Raw genomic sequence first — 18,054 nt, forward strand, 5'->3', positions numbered from 1 at the left:
TCTCTCTCGGGCCTACACGATAATTGTTTATCACCGCAGCGGTAGGGGTGGTGCGTCCCGGGCGGCCGCCCCCCGGGGGGGCCCCCACGGCACATCGGTGACTGGGTTCGGGGCCGTCAGCCGGTGGCGCCGAAGACGACGCTCGAGACCTGCGCGGCGTCCTTCATCGCGCCGGTCCACAGGCGCATGCCCTTGATCTCGCCGGGCAGGAAGTTGCCCCACGCGCTGTTGGTGAAGCCCTTGCCGACGGCGAGCTCGCCGCTGCCGACGGTGGCCGTGTAGGCCTTGGGCTGGGCCTGGCCGACCGCGCCCACGTAGAGGGTGATGGTGCCGTCCTGGGCGTTGTGGACACCAGTCACCTGGACGCCCGCGTTGAGCGCGGCCAGGCTGTCGCTGACCACCGAGGTACCGGTGCCGTCGGCCGTGAGCCGACCGAAGTGCCACATGCCCTCGACGAAGCTCACCATCTTGGTCCGGTCCTGCTCGTCCGGCTCCTGACGGGTGCCGGTCTTCTCGAACCACAGGCCCCAGGAGGAACCGATGGCGGTGCGCTGGCCGATGACCTGGGCCTTGTAGCCGTTCGGCTTGCCGAGCAGGGCTGCGTTGTCAAGCTTGGCCTCCGCCGTCACCGTGAACGAACCCATGTCGTCGACGACCGGACCCGCGGCGGTGGCCGCCTGGGTGGAGCCGTTCAGGACCAGGGCGCCGCCCGTGACGGGCGTACCGGCGGTCGCGGTCAGGGCGCGGCCGCTGCCGGACGTGTCGGCGTAGGCGGGGCCGGCCGTGGTGAGGTCCCAGGCTCCGGCCAGGTCGACGTGGGGCTTGCCGGTCGCCGGGTCGAAGAGCGAGGAGTCCTGCTTGACCTCGACGGCGCTCTTCTCGTCCTGCCAGACCTTGACCTCGTCGATCCGGCCCGGGAGCTGCTCCGACCAGGCAGCGGACTGCTTGGCGGCGCCGATTCCCATGACTCCGGTGGAGGCGATGGGGTTGGTGACGGTCATCTGGCCCTGGAGCTGCCCGTTGACGTACAGCTTCGCGAGGTCGGTGGACTCGTTGTACGTGGCGGCGACATGCGTCCACACCCCGGCCTGCGCCGGGTTCAGACCGCTCAGCCGGCTGATCGCACCGGTACCGCCCGCCGTGTCGTCCGTGGCCATCTGCATCGACCACGGCTGGCCGGCGGCGGCGGTGATGGCGACACCGCTGAAGTTCTTGCCGCCCTGGCCCAGCATCGAGAAGGTGCCGTCCGTACGGTCCAGGCGGACCCAGCCGGCCACGGTGAAGGAGCCACGCGTGTCGAACACCGGCTTGGCGCTGTTCGCGTACTGGCCGTTCGTCAGCTGGAGCGCGCGGTCCTCGTGCGGGGCGGGCGTCTGCACCCAGCCCCTTCGGCCGGTCTCGGGGCGCTGGGTCCCGGCGGCGAGGTACATGTTGTTCCTGAGCGCCGGGTCGGTGGTCGACGTGTCGATGGCCTGGCCGGAGGCCTCGTCGAAGGTCCAGTAGCCGATCGGGTCGGGGCCCTCCTTGACCACGAAGTCGACGATCTCCGTCGCGCCCCAGCGGCCCACGGAGTCCTTGGCCTTCACGCTCAGCTTCATCGTCCCCGACAGCGGCGGAGTGATCGAGACGGTCGGGTTCGAGCCGGCGATCTCGGTCCACGTGGTGTCGGTGGACAGCTTGTACTGGAATGCCGTGACGGTGTCGCCGCTCGCCGGAGCGAAGGTGAACTGACCCGCCTGGCCGGGCTTGCCGGCCGCCGTGCAAGCGGTGCTGGTGCACTGGCTGTACGGCGCTCCGAAGGTGACCGTCGGGGCCTTGGGTGCACTGGAGTCGACCTTGAAGTAGCAGTCCGCACTGGGAGCGCTGGTTCGTTCGTTGCCGTCCGCGTACGACCGGGTCCAGGTCCGGAAGCGGTACTGGGCGCCGTCCGTCAGCGTGGCGGGCGGGTCACTGGTGACCTTGACGTTGTCCCCCACGAATCCCGAGGACGGCCGATTGACGTAGTCGGCATCGGCCGCGTTGGCCTTGACCGGGGTCCAGGTGCCGTTGGTCTCCTTCTTCTCGGTCTGTATGAGGATCCGCAGCTGGGCGCCGGACTCGCCGCCCCACACGGTCTCGGTGATCGCGGTCATGGCTGGCGTCGGGTCGGAGACGATCGACGGCTTGGCCGGGTCGTTCGAGCAGATCTCCCCCGTGCCCGTGACCAGGCCGACGTAGATGGGGGTGTTGGGCTTGCCGATGTAGTCGACGGACAGGACCGCGTCGTTGCGGAAGCGCTTCCACGCTGCCGTGTCCGATTCGTCCTCCGCCCTCAGCTCCAGGTTCAGACGGTTGTAGCGGCCGTTGGCGAAGTCACGGACGGTGGGGGTGAGGTTCTCGTCCGGCTCGTCAGGAAGGTTGTCCGAGAATTCGACGGGTGCGGCGGGCGAGTTGGGATCGCATGCGGAGCCGCGGCCTGCCGACAGCCAGCGGTCGCCCATGAGGTCGGCGTAGTTGGGCTTGTTGTCCCAGGTCGTCGAGGGGGAGATCTCCCCGTCCATGCGGACCAGCCAGACATTGCGCAGCTCGCACTGGAAGGCCCACGGCTCGGTGACGCGGAAGCGGGCGGTCAGGACTTCCTTGCCCGCCAGCTTGCTCGGCGAGAACTCGAAGTAAAGTCGCTGTACGTAGCCCGGACCGCAGTAGTAGCCGTTCCAGGAGCCGCACTTGCCCATGCCCCTGCCCTGGCCGTCGCTGCCGTTGTCCCAGTTCCAGAAGGAGACGCCGTCGTTGCGGAGCGCGGTGTGCTCGGTGCCGTCGTCGAGGGCGACGGAGGGGTCGATGTACAGGGGGAAGGCCGCGGGGTCGCTCTGCTTCAGCAGCGAGGAGTCCGGTACGACGGCCAGCGAGTCGGCGTCGACCTGGACGGGCATGTTCGCCGCCCCGGAGCCGAGGGCCGGACCGTCGGTGGGACGGCTGCCGGGCTCCGCGCCGACGGGCGCCTTGGGCAGCGTGCCGCCCTCGCTCTTGGGCGCGGCCACCTTCTCCTTCGGCGACATGGCCGGCGCGGTGGACACGCCCTTCGAGTCCCACATCAGGGCCGGGGGCGCCTTGAACACCGGCGTGCCGTTGGCGTCCGTGGCGGACAGTCCGCCGTCCTTGGCGGAGTTGAGCCGGACGTCCTTCGCCTCGAGGTCGAACTCGACGCGCTGGAGCTTCGGGTTCTTCGCCGCCTCCGGCGTCTTGACCACGAGGACCTCGCGGAATCCCTTCAAGGTCGCCGTCATCCGCAGATCGACCCCGGGCAGCACCTCCTGGTACACGGCGCTGTCACCGTCGAGCACCGGCTTGGGCAGCTTGCCGCCCTGCCAGCCCAGGGACATCGACCGTCCGCCGTGCTCGATGGTGACCAGGCTCGAATCGCCGCCGCCCGAGAAACCGACCGAGGCCACGGCGGCCTTCGGGCCCACGGTGCCGTCCGGGCGGACCTCCAGCGTGGCGTCGGGCGCGACCCAGCCGGCGCCGTCCTTCGCCTTGACCCGGACCGGAACGGCCGAGGTGTCCAGGCGGAAGGACTTGCCGTCCGGATTCGCGTACGTCGTCGTGGACTCGGTGCGCTCGCCCAGCACTTCGACGGGCTTGCCGGACTCGGCCGCGGCTTTGAGTGCCTTCTCGCTCTCGCTCGCCGGCGCCTGGACCGTCGCGGCAGCGGCAGCCGTCGGCGCGTACCCGGGCGAGACACCCACGACGACTACCGCGCCCAGGGCGGTCGCTACGGCACGCCAAAGCCGCCGACCCCTGATTGCAGACATGATCCCCCATCACCCGCATGGCGCAGGTATCCCCGCTGCCACGCCAACCCGTGATCCAGATATTCAAGGCGTAAACGTAGGTGGCACTTCAACAGTGAGACAAGGAAATCCAGTTGGCGCATCTCAGACTGACGGGAACCCACCCAGGTCGCAAACGGGACAGAGGGTGGCACGCCTTGCGATACTGAATGCCGGAATCGGCCAAATGGGCATCACGCCCTCCGTTTATCCGTGACAGTAAGTCAGGAAAGTCTGGCTCGAATTTCGGCGGAATATGGACAGAGCCCTGAGCCGGAGTCGAGTCCGTATCCAATCGGACCCGAGCGGTCCGGGTATGGGGCACGACCCCATCGGCCCGGAGGCAGGCCACGGTGCCCCAGGGGATCGGGGGCGTCGCCTCCTCCACCCCCACGGTGGAGACCCGACCGCGGTGCCATCACCCCAAACAGCGTTCTCCCAGCTCAGCCCTTCCCTCCAGACGAGCTACACCCTTCGGAGGTCGCCGCTGGCACTTGCGCTCGACAGGCAGGTTCCCGGGATGAACGCGAGCTGCGCGCCAGCTCAGGAACCCAAACGGAGCGGCGGAGACCTGCCGGCCCGTCCCAGGTGCCTCACCGACGACAGCGACGCCGCTCCCCACGCCCCTTGCCCCATCTCCGACCAAGCCGCCCCGAAGAAGCCGTCCCTGTGTCGACCTGGTTCACGCCGTGACACCGGCCTGCTTGGGCGGTGGAAGCTCGCGCGCCGTGGCTGAAGTCCGAGGGAAGCACCCAAAACGTGGCCGGCGGACCAAGGTCTCAAGCCAGGTGCCCTACCACCCGTACACCAAGACCCTGCTGTGACCATCAGGGCAAGGGCCAAGTCTCCGGTGCAGGGCGGGAGGCCACCGACATTCACCCACTGCCGTCACCGAGGTCAGCAACGGCGGGACATGATCGGGACCGATGCTGACCATCTGCTGACCTGGACCCCGACAGAACGGCTATGACCTGCGGAAACGTCCAGATATCAGATGTAGGACTTGAACATGGTTCGAAACACGAGGAAACTCCCGATTTGTCTGCTCCCTGCCTGCTCGTTGCAGGTCAAGGGCGGTCCCGGCAGCGTACAACGATCCGCATGTTCGGTCAGCTGTCGCGGACGGCACGGCCGAACACCGCCGCATGGGCCGGGAGCCGCTCCGCAACCGCCACCTGCTGCTCGAACGCGGAGGCGACACCCTCGTGGTCGCCGGCGTGGACGACGTCACCGGCCTGGCAGGCCACCGCGCCCACCTCGGCACCGGCTTCTGGGGCCCGCCTTTCCGCGCCTTCGGCCCCAGCGAGATCACCCGTGCTCCGCTCCCCGCAGGGGACGGTCCCCAGAGAACCTCCGGGGACGCGCACCTGCTCCATGGACGTCGAGGTGTACAGCGGCTCCGGAACGTCGCCGTACTCCTGCACGGTGACCGGTGGCTGATCTCCGCTCGACGTCCACGGCGGGAGCAGCCCTGGCTGCCGGGGGTGCGCCTCCGCACCGTTGTCGGCACGGGCCGGCTCATGCTCCAAGGCCCTTCGCAGTTCGTCGGCGATGGCATGGCCGATCGAGTCGGTCACCGGGTCGGGTTGCCACGCCCACTGTCCGTTGGGGTTGCACTCGAGGAAGTACCAGTCGCCGGCGGGCGTGACGGCGAAGTCGAAGGCGCCGAAGACCAGCCGGAAGGTGTCGAGGTACGCGGACACCGACCGCGCGATCCGGGCGGGGACTGCGATCGGCGTGCACTCCATGAGGGACTGCCGTTGCCGCCAGTCCAGGTCCGGACTGTGGATGCGGACCGCGAACGCCCGGCTGCCGACAGCTGTGAGTCGTACGTCGAACGCCTTCTCCACCTTGGCCTGGAACAGATGCGGGCAGGCGGCCACGGCGGGCGTGATCTCGTGCGGGCGCACTTCGCGAACCCATACCTGTTGTGCCCTGCCGTCGATCGCGTAGGGCGTGTTCCACAACGGCTTGTAGACCACGGCACCGGAGTGCTGGGCGGCGAACTCGCGGGCATGTTCGTGGTCGTTGGTGATCAGCGTGGACGGGACGGACAGGCCGCTGCGCTGTGCGGTGGCCAGCTGGGCCGGCTTGTACTCGGCCGCCCGGTTGCTCCACGGGTGGTTGACGTAGTGGGCTCCGGGAAGCGACGCCAGGATGCCGCCGACGCCCCACAGGGATTGAGAGGCAGCGAACCGGCGCTCCTGGCCGCCCAGTTCGGGCGGCCCCTCGTAGGGGGAGGGACGGCGTGTCCAGACGGAGCGCACCTCGGTGAGGTCGAGCTCGCGGGTCGGCGTGCGCAAGGTACCGCGTTGACCACCGGTACGGTACGTGGCGGTGAGCGCGGCACCTGTGTGCAGGTCTGTGCCGGGGTCGAGACGGACCACCGGGACCTGGTGTTCCGCGAGGATGCGCAGGACCACGTCAGCGGTCACGTCGTGGAGGCTGGTCAGCACCAGCACCGGCCCGATCGGGTGGGTCGTCATCAGTCGTGGTCGGAGTCCGACGAACTGTCCGAGTCATAGCTGTCGGCGCAGCTGGTACTCGTGGAGCTCGACGTGCCGCTGCCCGTCTGGTGGTGGAGCTCGACCGCTCGGCCGTGTTCGTCGATCACGACGGCGATCTGGGTCTCCGGGTCGATCACCGCGGTGAGCAGGGGAACCGGCCGCGTCTCGGCATACGGTGCCATGCGGGTGATGCCCCAGGGTGCGCCGGCGTCTCGCGTTGTCATCGTTCGTCTCCTTCGCTTCCGACTGTTCGGGGACTCGCTTCCTCCGTAGGGGAGGTCTCCGGGTTCGTGCTCACTCTCGGCGCATGAAGTCGATCTCAACCGACGCGAGGAACGGCTGTACGCTGACGCACTCCCAGCCGATCGGCTCCACGGCCGCGATGATCTTGTCGATCTCCTTGCGGATCGCCTTCATGGACACCCTGGCGCGGCTGTCGATGTCGAACCCGGCGACGAAATGCACGTCGCCTCTGCCATAGGCGGTTCTGGCGTCCGAAACGAGTTTCTGCATACGCCAGGCATGTAACAGCCCCATGTGGGTCCTCTTCGTTGTGGATGCAGGCGCGGCTCACACAGTGAGCGATGAGTCCATGCTGGCAAGGGGCGTTGAAATGCGGATGAAATCCCGGTTCGTCGGCCAGGATGCGGCGGCAGCGGTGCGGCAGGGGGATACGGAACAGCGGTCTGTGACGGACGCGGGCTTACGCGGGTTCACCGGATGCGGTGCGGGAGCGGGCGACGGCCCGTTCGAACCGGTCGCGCGCCTGGACGAGGTCCTCCGTCACGGCCTGGGGCCAGCCCAACCGGTTACGGATCTCGGCCTTCAGTCCGGCGCCGGGCCGTCCGCCGACCGCCGCGCGTGCCTCGGCGTGGAAGCGGGCCGCTCCGGCCGGGTTGCCCAGGCACTCCTCTGCGGCGGCGAGTCTGCCGAGAACCGCAGCGAAGAGGGGGGTGTCCCCCACGCGCTCGGCGAGTTCGGCTGCCCTGGTCAGCGCGTCGGCGGCCTGCACGTGGTGCCCGCGGTCCAGCTGGAGCGTACCCATACGGAAGAGCGTCTTGCTCAGGATCCGGGGCCTGCCGATCCTCTCGGCGAGACCGACCGCTGCCGCGTAGCAGTCCTGCGCCTTGTCCATCTCCCCGACCTGATGGTGGACGGCGCCCACATTGGCCAGGTACATCACGGTGAGCCAGTCGTCCTCCACCGCCCGGGACAGGTCAGCGGACTCGGCCAGGAGCGCAACGGCCTCGGTCGGCTCCCCTGCCGCGTTCGCGAAAATGCCGAGGGAACCCAGAGCCCGTGCCTGCTCGAGGACATCTCCGGTGCGGCGGCTGATCCGAAGCGCTTCGCCCAGCCAGCGGCGCGCCTGCCCGTAGTGCCCCTGCAGCCCGTACGCGATGCCCATGCAGGTGCGCAGTTGGGAGACCATGCGCTGGTCGGTGAGCTGCTCCGTGAGCGGCAGCACGATCTCGACGGCGGCCCGGCACTCGTGGTAGCGGCCCTGCCGGGTGAAGTAGTCGCACAATCCCTCGGCGAGCCAGCCGGCGTCGTCCACGTGGCCCACGGCCGCCGCCTGGGCGACCACGTCGACCAGTTCGCCGCCCGCCGCATCCAGCCATGCCGTCGCCTCCTCCCCGTGGGCGAAGGGCGCCGTGTCGGCCCTCGGGCCGGTCGGGAACGCGACGGGGCCCCAGTCGCTCGCACGGCGGGCGGCGGCCACGTAGAGCCGGAAGACCCCGGCCCGCGCCGCGGCGACTTCTGCGGGGTGCGCGGCGGCGACGCGCCGGGCGTAGACCGCGACCAGGTCGTGCAGGCGGTAGCGTCCCGTGACGGCCTCCTGGACGAGACTCGCCTCGACCAGGCTCTCCAGGACGCGCTCGGCGGCGGACGGGGTCAGGCCGAGCAGGGCGGCCAGGGTCAGCCGGTCGAAACTCACGGTGGGCGAGAGGCCCAGTACGCGAAACGCCCGACCCTGCGCGTCGGGAAGCTGATCGTAGGAGACCTGGAAGGCCGCCTCCACACTGCGGTCCTCGACCGCGAGTTCGGCGAGACGGTGCTCGTCGTCGGCCAGCCGGACCACCATGCGCTCCAGCGCCCACAGCGGGCGGCTCTGCATCCGAGCCCCGACGACCCGCAGAGCCAGCGGCAGCCGGTCGCACAGGCGGGCCAGTTCGCGCACCGCGGCACGCTCCGGATCGGACCCCGTGCCGCTGACGACACCGGTCAGCAAGGCCTCCGCCTCGTCCGTCTCCAACGGCGCCAGCGAAATCCTGCGATCGACGTCGAGCCCGGTCAGCCGCCGGCGGCTGGTCACCAGCACGAGGCTGCCCGGACCGGCGGGCAGCAGTGGGCGCACCTGTTGTGCGGCGCGTGCGTCATCGACCACGACGATGAGCCGGAGGTAGGCGGTGGCCGCTCTCCAGGACGCCGCCAGGCCCTCGACGTCGCCCGAGGGATCGTCGTCGCCTTCCGTGAGGGTGCCGACCGCCCGCAGCAGTCGGCGCAGCGCGCGCTCCGGCACAGCTGGTTCCCGTCCCGGCCGGTGACCGTTGAGGCCGACGAACAAGCAGCCGTCCGGAAAACGGTCGCGTACCGCCCGCGCGGCGCGCACCACGAGTGCGGTCTTGCCGACTCCGGCCATGCCGTCCACCGCACGGACTGTCACCGCCTGCTCGTCCATCGGCGCGAGGAGCGCGTCCAGCTCGTGGTTTCGTCCGGTAAAACCGCTGACGCCGACCGGTAGTTCGTCCCGCAGGCGCCGACGGGGGCGCGCGGCCGGCGGCCGCCGGTCTGTCGATCGGCTTGCTGGCGGGGGTGCGCCGACGAGGAGAACTTCATCAGCGCGCAGCACTGCCTCGTGCACCCGCCGCAGTTCACCGCCCGGCTCCGCTCCCTGTTCCTCCACCAGACGGCGGCGCACCTTGGCGAAGACGGACAGTGCATCGGCTTGCCGGTTGGCGGCGTAGAGGGCGCGCATCAACAGGGCGGCCACGGACTCGTTGTGGGGGTGCGTCGCGGACAGAGCGAAGAGCTCCGCGACGACCTCGGCGTGCCGGCCCAGCCGCAGCTGGCACTCCACCTTGTCCCGCACGAGCACGAGCCTGTACTCCGACAGCCGTAGACGCTCCGCCTCGGCGAACGGCCCGGGGAGCGCCGACAGGGGTTCACCGTGGAACAGATCCAAAGCGGCGGACCACGCACTCACCGCGGCGGCCGGATCACCGGAATCCCGCGCGCTGTGGGCCTCTTCGACGATCTCCCTCAGTCGGGCCGCGTCCGTCCGGACGCTTCGTGCATCCCAGCGGTAGCCACCCCGGTCGGTCACGATCACGGACCCGGAGGTACTTCCTGCTTCCGGGGCCAGACGCCGGCGCAACTGGTGCACATAGACCGGGATGACCTTGGCACCGGTGCCCGGCGGCTCCGGGCCCCATACATCGTCGAGCAGCTGCTGCCGGCTGACGGTGGTGCCCGGCCGCAGCAGCAGCGCCGTCAGCAAGGCCTGTTGGCGCACCGGACCGAGGTCCAGCCGCACGTCGCCGCGCCAGGCCTGGAGCGGACCGAGCACGGCGAACCGGAGCGGACTGCTGTGCGTCGACGAGTACCCGTTGGATGGCACGGTGGGGAGTATAGGGCCGCGTTCCCCCGCTCACAGGGGCCGGACTTCATGCGGCAGCCGAGCGACAGAGGCACGGGACTCCCTTGAGGGTGCGCCGATGCCCTCGATCAAGCAGTGCCACGCGCCATGCCTTCCGAGCAGGGCGCCGGGCCCCCGCAGCAGGCCACTGCCGCGGCTCGCTCGCCGACATCCGCACCACGGTCTTCAACCTGGGCCGTGCACTGCGCCTCCTCCTCGATGCCGGCGAGGACGAGGCGCAGTGGCGCGGAACCCCCGCCCAGCTGGCGGGCGCCCCCGCTGGAACGACCAGGAGGCCGTGGTGGTGGTCACCCCGTGGGAATGCTGAGTTCGCCTCCACGGTAGAAGCTTTCCCGCTCCTCGACGACGTACGGGGCCATGACCTCACGCCGCCGTTTCTCCGCGTCCGAGGACCGCCACGCGTCACACGCCTGCCTGGAGTCCCAGAGTGACACGCCGGTGATCTCCTGCCCGTCCTCGGACCAGTACGCGTACGCGCGCCGCAGGCCGTCCGGGCGGGAACCCGGGCGCCAGGCCCGCTCGAACTCCTCCAGGGTGCCGAGCTTGATGCGGCGCGTTGTCACCCAGACGAAGCGCTCCTCCATACCGGCCTCCTCACGAGGGGGAATCGGCCCTTACCTCCCTTGACCACCGTAGGCCCACGGGGACGTTTCCGCCTGGCCACCGGCAGGAGCAGGCGCTCCGGGCAGCGCCCCCGCCGGGCTGCCGGATCGGTGAGCGGCCCCTGGCGGCGGCGCACGGCGGTAGGCCATCAGGTTGATGGGGAGGCGCTGGCCGGCCGCCGTTCTTCCTCGCTCGATCAGGCCCGGGTTGGTATCGGCCGTCGTACGGGACCTGCCCGAACGTGCTCTCGACAGGTCCAACGGCTGCGCGGCAAGGGTAGTTCCCGATCTGCATGTGACGTTTCGCCCCGCCTGCCGGTCTGTCGCAGCCCGCGGCGACCGGCCCATACTGCACGTCCTGACGAACCGACGGGCAGAGGAGCACGGTGAGCGCAGCAGCGGCAGCAGGGACCTGGAAGCTCGGGGACCTGGAGGTGAATCGCATCGGCTACGGGGCCATGCGGCTGACGGGCAACGGCGTGATGGGGAACTCCGACGGCACGCCGATCGACCGCGACGCCGCCGTCGATCTGCTGCACAGCGCGTTCGAGCAGGGTGTCAACCACATCGACACGGCCTCCTTCTACTTCTCGCCCCTGCGGTCCGCGAACGAGCTCATCAACCGGGCCCTCTCCCGCCGGTACCGCGACGTGGTGGTGGTGACCAAGGTCGGCCCGGGACGCGACCCCTCCGGCGAGTGGCTCGCCATGGTGCGCCCGGACCAGTTGCGCGGCCAGGTCGAGGAGAACCTGCGCCAGCTCGGCCGGGACCACCTGGACGTGGTGAACCTGCGTTGCGCCGGCCCCGGTACGGCCTCGGTCACCGAGCACTTCGGCGCCCTCGCCGAGCTGCGCCAGGCGGGCCTGATCCGGCACCTCGGACTGTCGAACATCCGTCCCGAGCAGGTGGTCGAAGCCCTGCCGATCGCGCCCGTGGTCTGCGTGCAGAACTCCTACGGCCTGGACTGGCGCCACGCCGACGAGACCGGGCTGGTGGACCTATGCCGGGCGCAGGGCATCGCCTTCGTGCCGTACTTCGCCGTCTCCGGCCTGCGGCGCGAGGCAGCCGCGGGCCAGGAGCACGACGCGCGTGTCCGCTCCGTCGCCCGCGCCCACGACGCCACGCCGGCCCAGGTACGGCTCGCCTGGACCCTCCACCGCGGTCCGCACGTGCTGGCCATTCCCGGCACCAGGAACCCGGCGCACCTCGCAGAGAACCTCGCCGCCGGAAGCCTGCGCCTGACCGAGGAGGAGTTGGCCGTCCTCGACGGGCCGGTCGGCCCCACGACCTCACCGGGCACGCACGGCTGAACCCCCGGTGGGAGGCGGCGACCGGCTACGACCTTGCGGTGGCGGCCCCGGTCACTGCCGGCCGGGGCACGGCGGGTGGAACGGCAGTTGTGGGATGTACGTGCGCCACAGCGCGGGTGTCAGCACGTTCGCGGTCGCCCGGCACACGTGGTCGGCGGCGGTCCGGGGCGACAGCGGCAGGATGCGCACCGCGTGCTCCCCGACGCCGAGGAAGAGGAAGCGCCCGTTCGGGGAGAACGCCACCGCGTTGACGTAACTGATGATGCCGGTCACCGGCAGTCCGTGAGCCCGCGCGCGGCCCCGGTCGCGAACGTCCCAGAGGCGGAGGGTCGCGTCGAAGCTTCCGCTGGCCAGGGTGTGCCCGTCCGGGCTGAAGGCGAGGGTGTAGACGGTGTCGGTGTGGCCGGTCAGGGCCGGGCCCGCCGGCGTGGGGTGGGTGCGGCTGGTGAGGTCCCACAGTCTGATCTTGCTGTCGCCGCCGGTGGTGGCGAGGGTACGACCGTCCGGGCTGAAGGCAACTGAGGTGAGCGGGTCCGCACTGGCGCGCCGTGGTGTGCCCAGCGCACTGGGGTGCGCGGGCTTCGAGATGTCCCACAGGCGGAACGTGCCGTCCTCCGCCGCGGTGGCGAGCGTGCGGCCGTCCGCACTGATGGCCAGGCGCGTGATCAGGGCTCCGCGGTCGTCCAACGGCGCTCCGAGGGGTGCGGGGTGCGACGGATCGGAGACGTCCCACAGCCGGACCTTCCCGTCGCCGTTGCCGCCTGCCAAGGTGCGCCCGTCCGGGGCGAACGCGACGATCAGGAAGTTCTCCCCCGAGCCTTCGAGCGGCTGGCTCAGCGGCTCGGGCCTGGCCGGTACGGTGACGTTCCACAGCTGGATGTGCCGTCCGGCCGCGACGGCCAGCGCTTTCCCGTCGGGGCTGAAGGCGGCCCAGTTGACGTACGGTGTGCGGCCCCGGATCGAGGCGCTGACCGGGCGGGGATCAGCCGGGTCCTCGACGTCCCACAGACGGACGGTGTTGTCCTCGGAACCGGAGGCGAGTAGATGTCCGTCGGGACGCACGGCCACGGTGTCGACGTAACCGGTGTGTCCGGTGAGGATCGTGCGCGGGATCGTCCAGAGCCGGACGGTGTGATCTGCTCCCGCACTGGCCAGCATGGTGCCCTTCGGGTGGAGGGCCACTGCCAGCACGTGTCCGCTGTGGCCCTTCAGCGGTGGGGTGAGTCGCCAGACGTCGGCCGGAGCCGTCACGTTGTCGAGCTGGATGCTGTTGTCGTCCCCGCCGTAGGCCATGAGGTTCCCGTGGCGGGAGAAGGCGACGGCATTGACGATGTTGTTGCTGGACCGGCCGGCGAGCGGGGTCGGCCGGGCGGGCTTCGTGACGTCCCACAGATGGGCCTTCTGGTCGCTCCCGGCCGCGGCCAGTGTGCGGCCGTCGGGGCTGAAGGCGAGCCCCCGGACGTGGCCGGGGACCCCGGCCTGGTAGGAGATCTTGTCCGGCGCCCGGCCGAGGGCCGAGGGATGCCGCCGGTCCGCCACCTTCCACAACCGCACGGTCGCATCGCTGCCGCCGGATGCCAGCAGCTTGCCGTCCGGGCTGAACGCGACCCCGTTCACCTCGCCGTCGGAGCCGGCGAACGGCTCGGTGAAGGGCTGGGGGTGCTCGGGGTCGGTGGTGTCCCACAGGTGGATGCGGCCGGCCCGGCCCGCTGCGGCCAGGGTGTGTCCGTCCGGACTGAAGGCGACCGTCTTCAGGGTGCCGGTACCGCCGCGGGCGGGGATCCCGCGGACCGCCGGGTGGAGGGGATCGCGTACGTCCCAGAGGCGGACCGTGCCGTCGTCGCCGGTGCCGGCCAGGAGGTGTCCCCCGGGGCTGAAGGCGAGTGCCCGTATCGCGCCCCGAGGACCGCGCAGCGGGGCGCCCAGCGGGGCCGGGCCATTCGCGGCGATGCTCCACAGGCGGATCGTGCCGTCGCTGTCCGCGCTGGCCAGAACGCGTCCGTCCGGGCTGAAGTCCACGGCGTTCACCCGATCGGCGTGATCGGTCAGCACGGTGGCCAGCGGCACGTTCTGGGCGCTGAGGAGATTGGTTTCCGTCGACTCCGCTGGCGACATCCGGTGCGCCACCAGATCCAGCTGGGAGGCCAGTGATGCGTCAGTGGCGCGCACCTGGTTGGCCTCGGCCCGGATCCGGCCGAGGATCGCGGTGTTGCGTTCGTGCTGTGCCGTGCTGCGCTGCAGGATCGCGATGACTGCGGAGGCAGCGGCGATCACGGCCAGCGCGGTCAGTCCGGCGATGACCCCCTGCCGGATCCGGCGGGCGTGGAGCCGCTGTCGTACCGAGGCGGCCAAGAACTCGGACACGACTGGTCCCGGTGCGTCCGTGACCTCGTCGTCGGCCAGCGCGCAGGCCTCGTCCAGTCTGCCGCTCCGGTACAGCAGCCCCGGGTCGCGGCCGGCCTCCTGCCAGGCGGTGGCGGCCTCCTCCAGCCGCTGGCGGACCACGTACCGGGCGCGGTGGGCCTCGATCCACTGCCGCAGGCGCGGCCAGGCCCGCAGCAGCACCTCGTGGGTGATGGTGACCGTGTCCTTGTCACGGGTCAGCAGCCGTCCCCGGGTGAACGTCTCGATGACTTCGGCGGCTTCGTCGGACCGTGCCCCGTGGCCCAGCAGTTCGGCGTACCGCACCGGGCGACGCGTGTCCTCGGTGCCGTCGCCGAATTTGACCAGCCGCAGGAACACGGACTGCGCCGTCTGCCGGGCCTGCGGATGCAGCCGGTCGAAGCAGCGGTCCGCTTCGTCCGTCACGCTGTGCGCGATGCCGCCGGTGGACTCGTAGCCGTCCACGGTGAGGACGTGGCCCGCCCGGCGCAACCAGGTGGACCTCAACGCATGGGCGAGGAGGGGAAGCCGCCCGATCTCGTAGGCGCCGGCGTCATCCGCCCCCGGGGGTGCGTCACCCGGCCCCGGCGGTCCGAGGTCACGCAACAGGACCTGTACGAGGCCCGGTTCGATGTCCAGCCCGACCGAGCGTGCGGGGTGGAGGATCGCTTCCCGCACTCCCGCCCGGGACAGCGGTCCCACCATCACCTGGTTGCGCTCCACGGCGTCGAGGAGCCCGGGATGGGCGGCACATTGGGTGTAGAAGTCCGAGCGCAGGCCCAAGACGACCGAGCCGACCGCCGGTTCGCCGTCCGTGCCCAGGGACGCGATGGCCAGTACGGCGTCCAGGAACTGCCGCCGCTCCCCCTCGTCGGTGCACAGCGTGAACAGTTCCTCCAACTGGTCGACGACCACCAGCACGTGGCGTTCCGGGCCGGTCCTGCTGCCGTCTGCTGCCAGCGCGCGGCGCAGCGAGGCGGGCCGCATCGCCGGGGCGTCCGGTGCATGACCCGGGGCTCCCCTGTTCCCGCACACCACCTCCGACAGGCGGGCGTTGAGGGCCGTCATCGGATGCGCAGTGGGTGTCAGCCACAAGCAGGGCCAGCGCGTCGAACCCGGCAGGGCACCCCGTGCGATCTCCGGGAGGAGTCCCGCTCGCAGCAGCGACGACTTCCCGGCCCCGGAGGGTGCGACGACGAGGCTCGCGTCCAACCGGACGAGCAGCTTGGCGACCAGTGCGTCCCGGCCGAAGAACCACTGGGCCTGCTCTGCGCTGAAGGCGGCCAGGCCCGGGTACGGGCACTCCTGGGAAGCCGCGCCGGTCAGCACTCGACGGGCCGTGCGCACTCCGTCCTCGTAGTGCAGGTGGAGGTCCCGTTCCGACAGGTACAGGTCCCGGCGCGCCTGGTAGATCCTGGCCCGGTCCGATGCGTGGGCCTCAAGGCGGATCTCCTCTCCGCGCCCTGACCGTCCGTCAGCGGGGCTCATGGCCCGGAGATGTTCTGGTCGCGCCCGGCCTGGTACACCCGACCGTGTCCGGATGCCTCGGCCCGGAATTCCTGGCTCCCGGTGCGGGGGCCGGCCTCGTGGGCCAAGAGCGGGGCGATCTCGTCCTCGACCAGCCGCCGCAGCTCCTCCACCAACGCGGCGTCCTCCCACAGCAGTGCGGTCAACCGGGCCTCCCAGGCCGCGACGAGGGACGATTCCACGTCCTGCGCAGGGCCGGCCGTCAGCAGGTGTTCCCGGGAATCTGCGAGTGCCGCGTCGATCCGGTCCGCCTGATGCGGGCGGATACGGCGCCACCAGGCAACGACGGCCGTCCGTGCCTGCTGCCATGCGTCGGTGGTCATCGCCCCCACCATGGCAGTGGCCGCAGACGCTACGATCGCATCCATCGCCATGCACCCTATTATGCTCTTCTGTGCCAATATGGTCAGTTGGGGCATGTCGGGGGGCTTTCCAGACGCTTCAGCCGGATGCGGACCCGTACGGCCCACAGGTTCCGCCATCGAGAAACTCGGCTCGGGATCGCCGAAGTTGGGCTTCGCCCACGTGCGGTGGTGAAGGGTTCGCGTCCGGTTGAATGGGTGCCGTGACTCTTGCTCTTGGTTTCACCGAGGAAGACCTGCGCCGGCTGGCGGGGGCACGCTCCTTCGAGCGGGGGCTCGGCTATCTGGCCGCGGTCTCACGACTGGAGATCGGTGACGGTGCGATCACCGCCACCGTCGACGGAACCGGCGCCTACGAGGTGGAGCTGACCGAGGACGCGGACAGCGGGCTCACCGGCTGGTGCGACTGCCCCTACGGCCAGGAGGGCAACTTCTGCAAGCACTGTGTGGCGGTCGGGCTGACCGTCCTGAGGCGGGCCGATTCCGTACCGCGTCAGCGGTCGGCCGCCGCCTCTCGCACCCGGGTCCTGGACGGCTGGCTGGAGTCCCGGAGCAGGGAGGAGCTTCTCGCTCTGGTGCGGGAGCAACTCTCCGATGACCGTGGCCTGCGGCGGCGCCTGGAGTTGCGTGCGGCCGCCGCCAGCACGGACAGCGGCATCGTGCGGGAGCGCGTCCTGAGCCTCCTCGACACCCGTCCCTTCGCCCGCTACGGCTACGTCGAGTACGCCGACGCCCGCGCCTACGGCCGACAGGCGGCGGAGGCCGTCACCGCACTGCGCGCGCTGACGGCGAGCGGTCGGTCGGCCGTCGCGGTGGAGGTGGCCCGCGAGGCGCTCCAGGTCCTGGGGCGCGCGTACGAGGAGATCGACGACTCGGACGGCCTGATCGGGGGCGTGGCCAGCGGGCTGGCCGAGGCCCACCTCGAAGCCTGCCGTACGGCCCGGCCCGACCCGGTGGAGACCGCCGAGTGGCTGGTGCCGTACCTGCTGGACGAGGTGAACGACGCCGCCGACATCGACCTCTTCGACTACCGGAAGGTACTCGGCGGCCCCGGCCTGGCCCGGGCGCGCGCACTGGTCATCGCCGCCCGGCGGGCCAACCCGAAGGGATGGGCGGAGAAGCACCTCATGGCGCGCCTCCTGAAGGCCGCCGGCGACGACGTGGACGCACTGGTCGAGGTCCACGCGTCGGACCTCGCCCCCAACGGCCACACCCACCTGGTGATCGCGAGGGAGCTGGAGGCGGCGGGCCGCTCCGGCGAGGCCCTGGAATGGGCGGAGCGGGGCCTGCGGGAGAACGTCTCCGAGTGGGGACCGGACAGCGACCTGGTCGCCTTCCTCTGCGAGCGCTACCAGCGGGCCGGCCGCCTGGCCGACGTCACAGCGGTCCGCCGGGACCTGTTGCACACCCGCCCTTCGCTGGCCGCCTACCGGGATCTGCGTACGGCAGCCCGTGCAGCCGGAACCTGGGACGGCACCGGACGCGCGGACGCCCTGGCGGTACTGCGGGCCGTCGCCCAGCCCCCGAAGGGACGCCGGTACGACGGCTCCGTGCTGGTCGACGCGCTCCTGGACGACGACGACCTCCAGGCCGCCTGGCAGGCCGCCACCGACGGCCACGCCGACCAGCGGCAATGGCTGGCCCTGGCCGACCGGATCCGCGACCGGCAACCGGCCGACGCGCTGACCGTCTACCTGCGGTCGATCGAGCCGCTCCGCAAGCAGACCGGTGACGGTACGTACGAACGCCTCACGGAACTCCTGCTCAGCGCCCGCGCCTGCCATCGCGCGCTGGGCTCCGAAACCGAGTTCGCCACCTACCTGGCCGCCCTGCGCGCCGACCAGAAACGCAAGCGGAAGCTGATGGCCGTTCTCGACCAGCACGGGCTCTGACCGTC

9 protein-coding genes and 2 pseudogenes are annotated in these 18,054 nt (G+C 70.8%); 3 read left to right on the forward strand and 8 right to left on the reverse strand.

Features of this window, described 5'->3' with window-relative positions:
• Positions 1-116: 116 nt before the first annotated feature.
• Positions 117-3,725, reverse strand: coding sequence for a LamG domain-containing protein (locus ACFVGY_RS02385; RefSeq protein WP_385669645.1), 3,609 nt, complete (start codon positions 3,723-3,725; stop codon positions 117-119).
• Between the two features lie 1,229 nt (positions 3,726-4,954).
• Here ACFVGY_RS02385 and ACFVGY_RS02390 point away from each other — a divergent pair.
• A pseudogene (locus ACFVGY_RS02390) lies at positions 4,955-5,152 on the forward strand (hypothetical protein); the annotation flags it as partial.
• A gap of 207 nt (positions 5,153-5,359) precedes the next feature.
• On the opposite strand, the pseudogene tgmB reads toward ACFVGY_RS02390, so the two are convergent.
• The 5 genes and pseudogenes from tgmB to ACFVGY_RS02415 all read right to left on the reverse strand — a co-directional run.
• Positions 5,360-6,295, reverse strand: a pseudogene (gene tgmB, locus ACFVGY_RS02395) (ATP-grasp ribosomal peptide maturase); the annotation flags it as partial.
• Positions 6,295-6,540, reverse strand: a complete 246-nt coding sequence (gene tgmA / locus ACFVGY_RS02400; RefSeq protein WP_385669647.1) for a putative ATP-grasp-modified RiPP — start codon at positions 6,538-6,540, stop codon at positions 6,295-6,297. The gene tgmA and the pseudogene tgmB, both read right to left, overlap by 1 nt.
• Before the next feature lie 70 nt (positions 6,541-6,610).
• The gene (locus ACFVGY_RS02405; RefSeq protein ID WP_385669650.1) at positions 6,611-6,829 is read right to left on the reverse strand and encodes a hypothetical protein; all 219 of its coding nucleotides are present in this window, start codon (positions 6,827-6,829) and stop codon (positions 6,611-6,613) included.
• Positions 6,830-7,019: 190 nt separating this feature from the next.
• A complete protein-coding gene (locus tag ACFVGY_RS02410; protein ID WP_385669653.1) occupies positions 7,020-9,935 on the reverse strand; it encodes a BTAD domain-containing putative transcriptional regulator in 2,916 nt (971 codons plus the stop codon).
• A 326-nt stretch (positions 9,936-10,261) separates the two neighbouring features.
• The gene (locus ACFVGY_RS02415; RefSeq protein ID WP_385669656.1) at positions 10,262-10,558 is read right to left on the reverse strand and encodes a hypothetical protein; all 297 of its coding nucleotides are present in this window, start codon (positions 10,556-10,558) and stop codon (positions 10,262-10,264) included.
• Positions 10,559-10,962: 404 nt separating this feature from the next.
• On the opposite strand from ACFVGY_RS02415, the gene ACFVGY_RS02420 reads away from it, so the two are divergent.
• Positions 10,963-11,886: an oxidoreductase gene (locus tag ACFVGY_RS02420; protein WP_385669659.1), complete on the forward strand. Its 924-nt coding sequence runs from the start codon at positions 10,963-10,965 to the stop codon at positions 11,884-11,886.
• A 51-nt stretch (positions 11,887-11,937) separates the two neighbouring features.
• On the opposite strand, the gene ACFVGY_RS02425 is transcribed toward ACFVGY_RS02420, so the two are convergent.
• Entirely contained in the window at positions 11,938-15,756 is a 3,819-nt protein-coding gene (locus tag ACFVGY_RS02425; RefSeq protein WP_385669661.1) for a WD40 repeat domain-containing protein, read from the reverse strand.
• Positions 15,753-16,118 (reverse strand): hypothetical protein, encoded by a 366-nt coding sequence (locus tag ACFVGY_RS02430; RefSeq protein WP_385669664.1) that lies wholly within the window; start codon positions 16,116-16,118, stop codon positions 15,753-15,755. The genes ACFVGY_RS02425 and ACFVGY_RS02430 overlap by 4 nt, the downstream gene beginning before the upstream one ends.
• A gap of 242 nt (positions 16,119-16,360) precedes the next feature.
• Between ACFVGY_RS02430 and ACFVGY_RS02435 the strand changes: the two genes are divergently transcribed.
• A complete protein-coding gene (locus ACFVGY_RS02435) occupies positions 16,361-18,049 on the forward strand; it encodes an SWIM zinc finger domain-containing protein (RefSeq protein WP_385669667.1) in 1,689 nt (562 codons plus the stop codon).
• The last annotated feature ends 5 nt before the right edge of the window (positions 18,050-18,054 follow it).

The organism is Streptomyces sp. NPDC127106, from assembly GCF_042677605.1.
Lineage (GTDB): Bacteria > Actinomycetota > Actinomycetes > Streptomycetales > Streptomycetaceae > Streptomyces.

Excerpts from the sequence above, each read along its gene's own strand:
- ACFVGY_RS02405 (WP_385669650.1), bottom strand. The coding sequence starts at position 6,829 with ATGCAGAAACTCGTTTCGGACGCCAGAACCGCCTATGGCAGAGGCGAC.
- ACFVGY_RS02430 (WP_385669664.1), bottom strand. The coding sequence starts at position 16,118 with ATGACCACCGACGCATGGCAGCAGGCACGGACGGCCGTCGTTGCCTGG.
- ACFVGY_RS02415 (WP_385669656.1), bottom strand. The coding sequence starts at position 10,558 with ATGGAGGAGCGCTTCGTCTGGGTGACAACGCGCCGCATCAAGCTCGGC.
- ACFVGY_RS02425 (WP_385669661.1), bottom strand. The coding sequence starts at position 15,756 with ATGAGCCCCGCTGACGGACGGTCAGGGCGCGGAGAGGAGATCCGCCTT.
- tgmA (WP_385669647.1), bottom strand. The coding sequence starts at position 6,540 with ATGACAACGCGAGACGCCGGCGCACCCTGGGGCATCACCCGCATGGCA.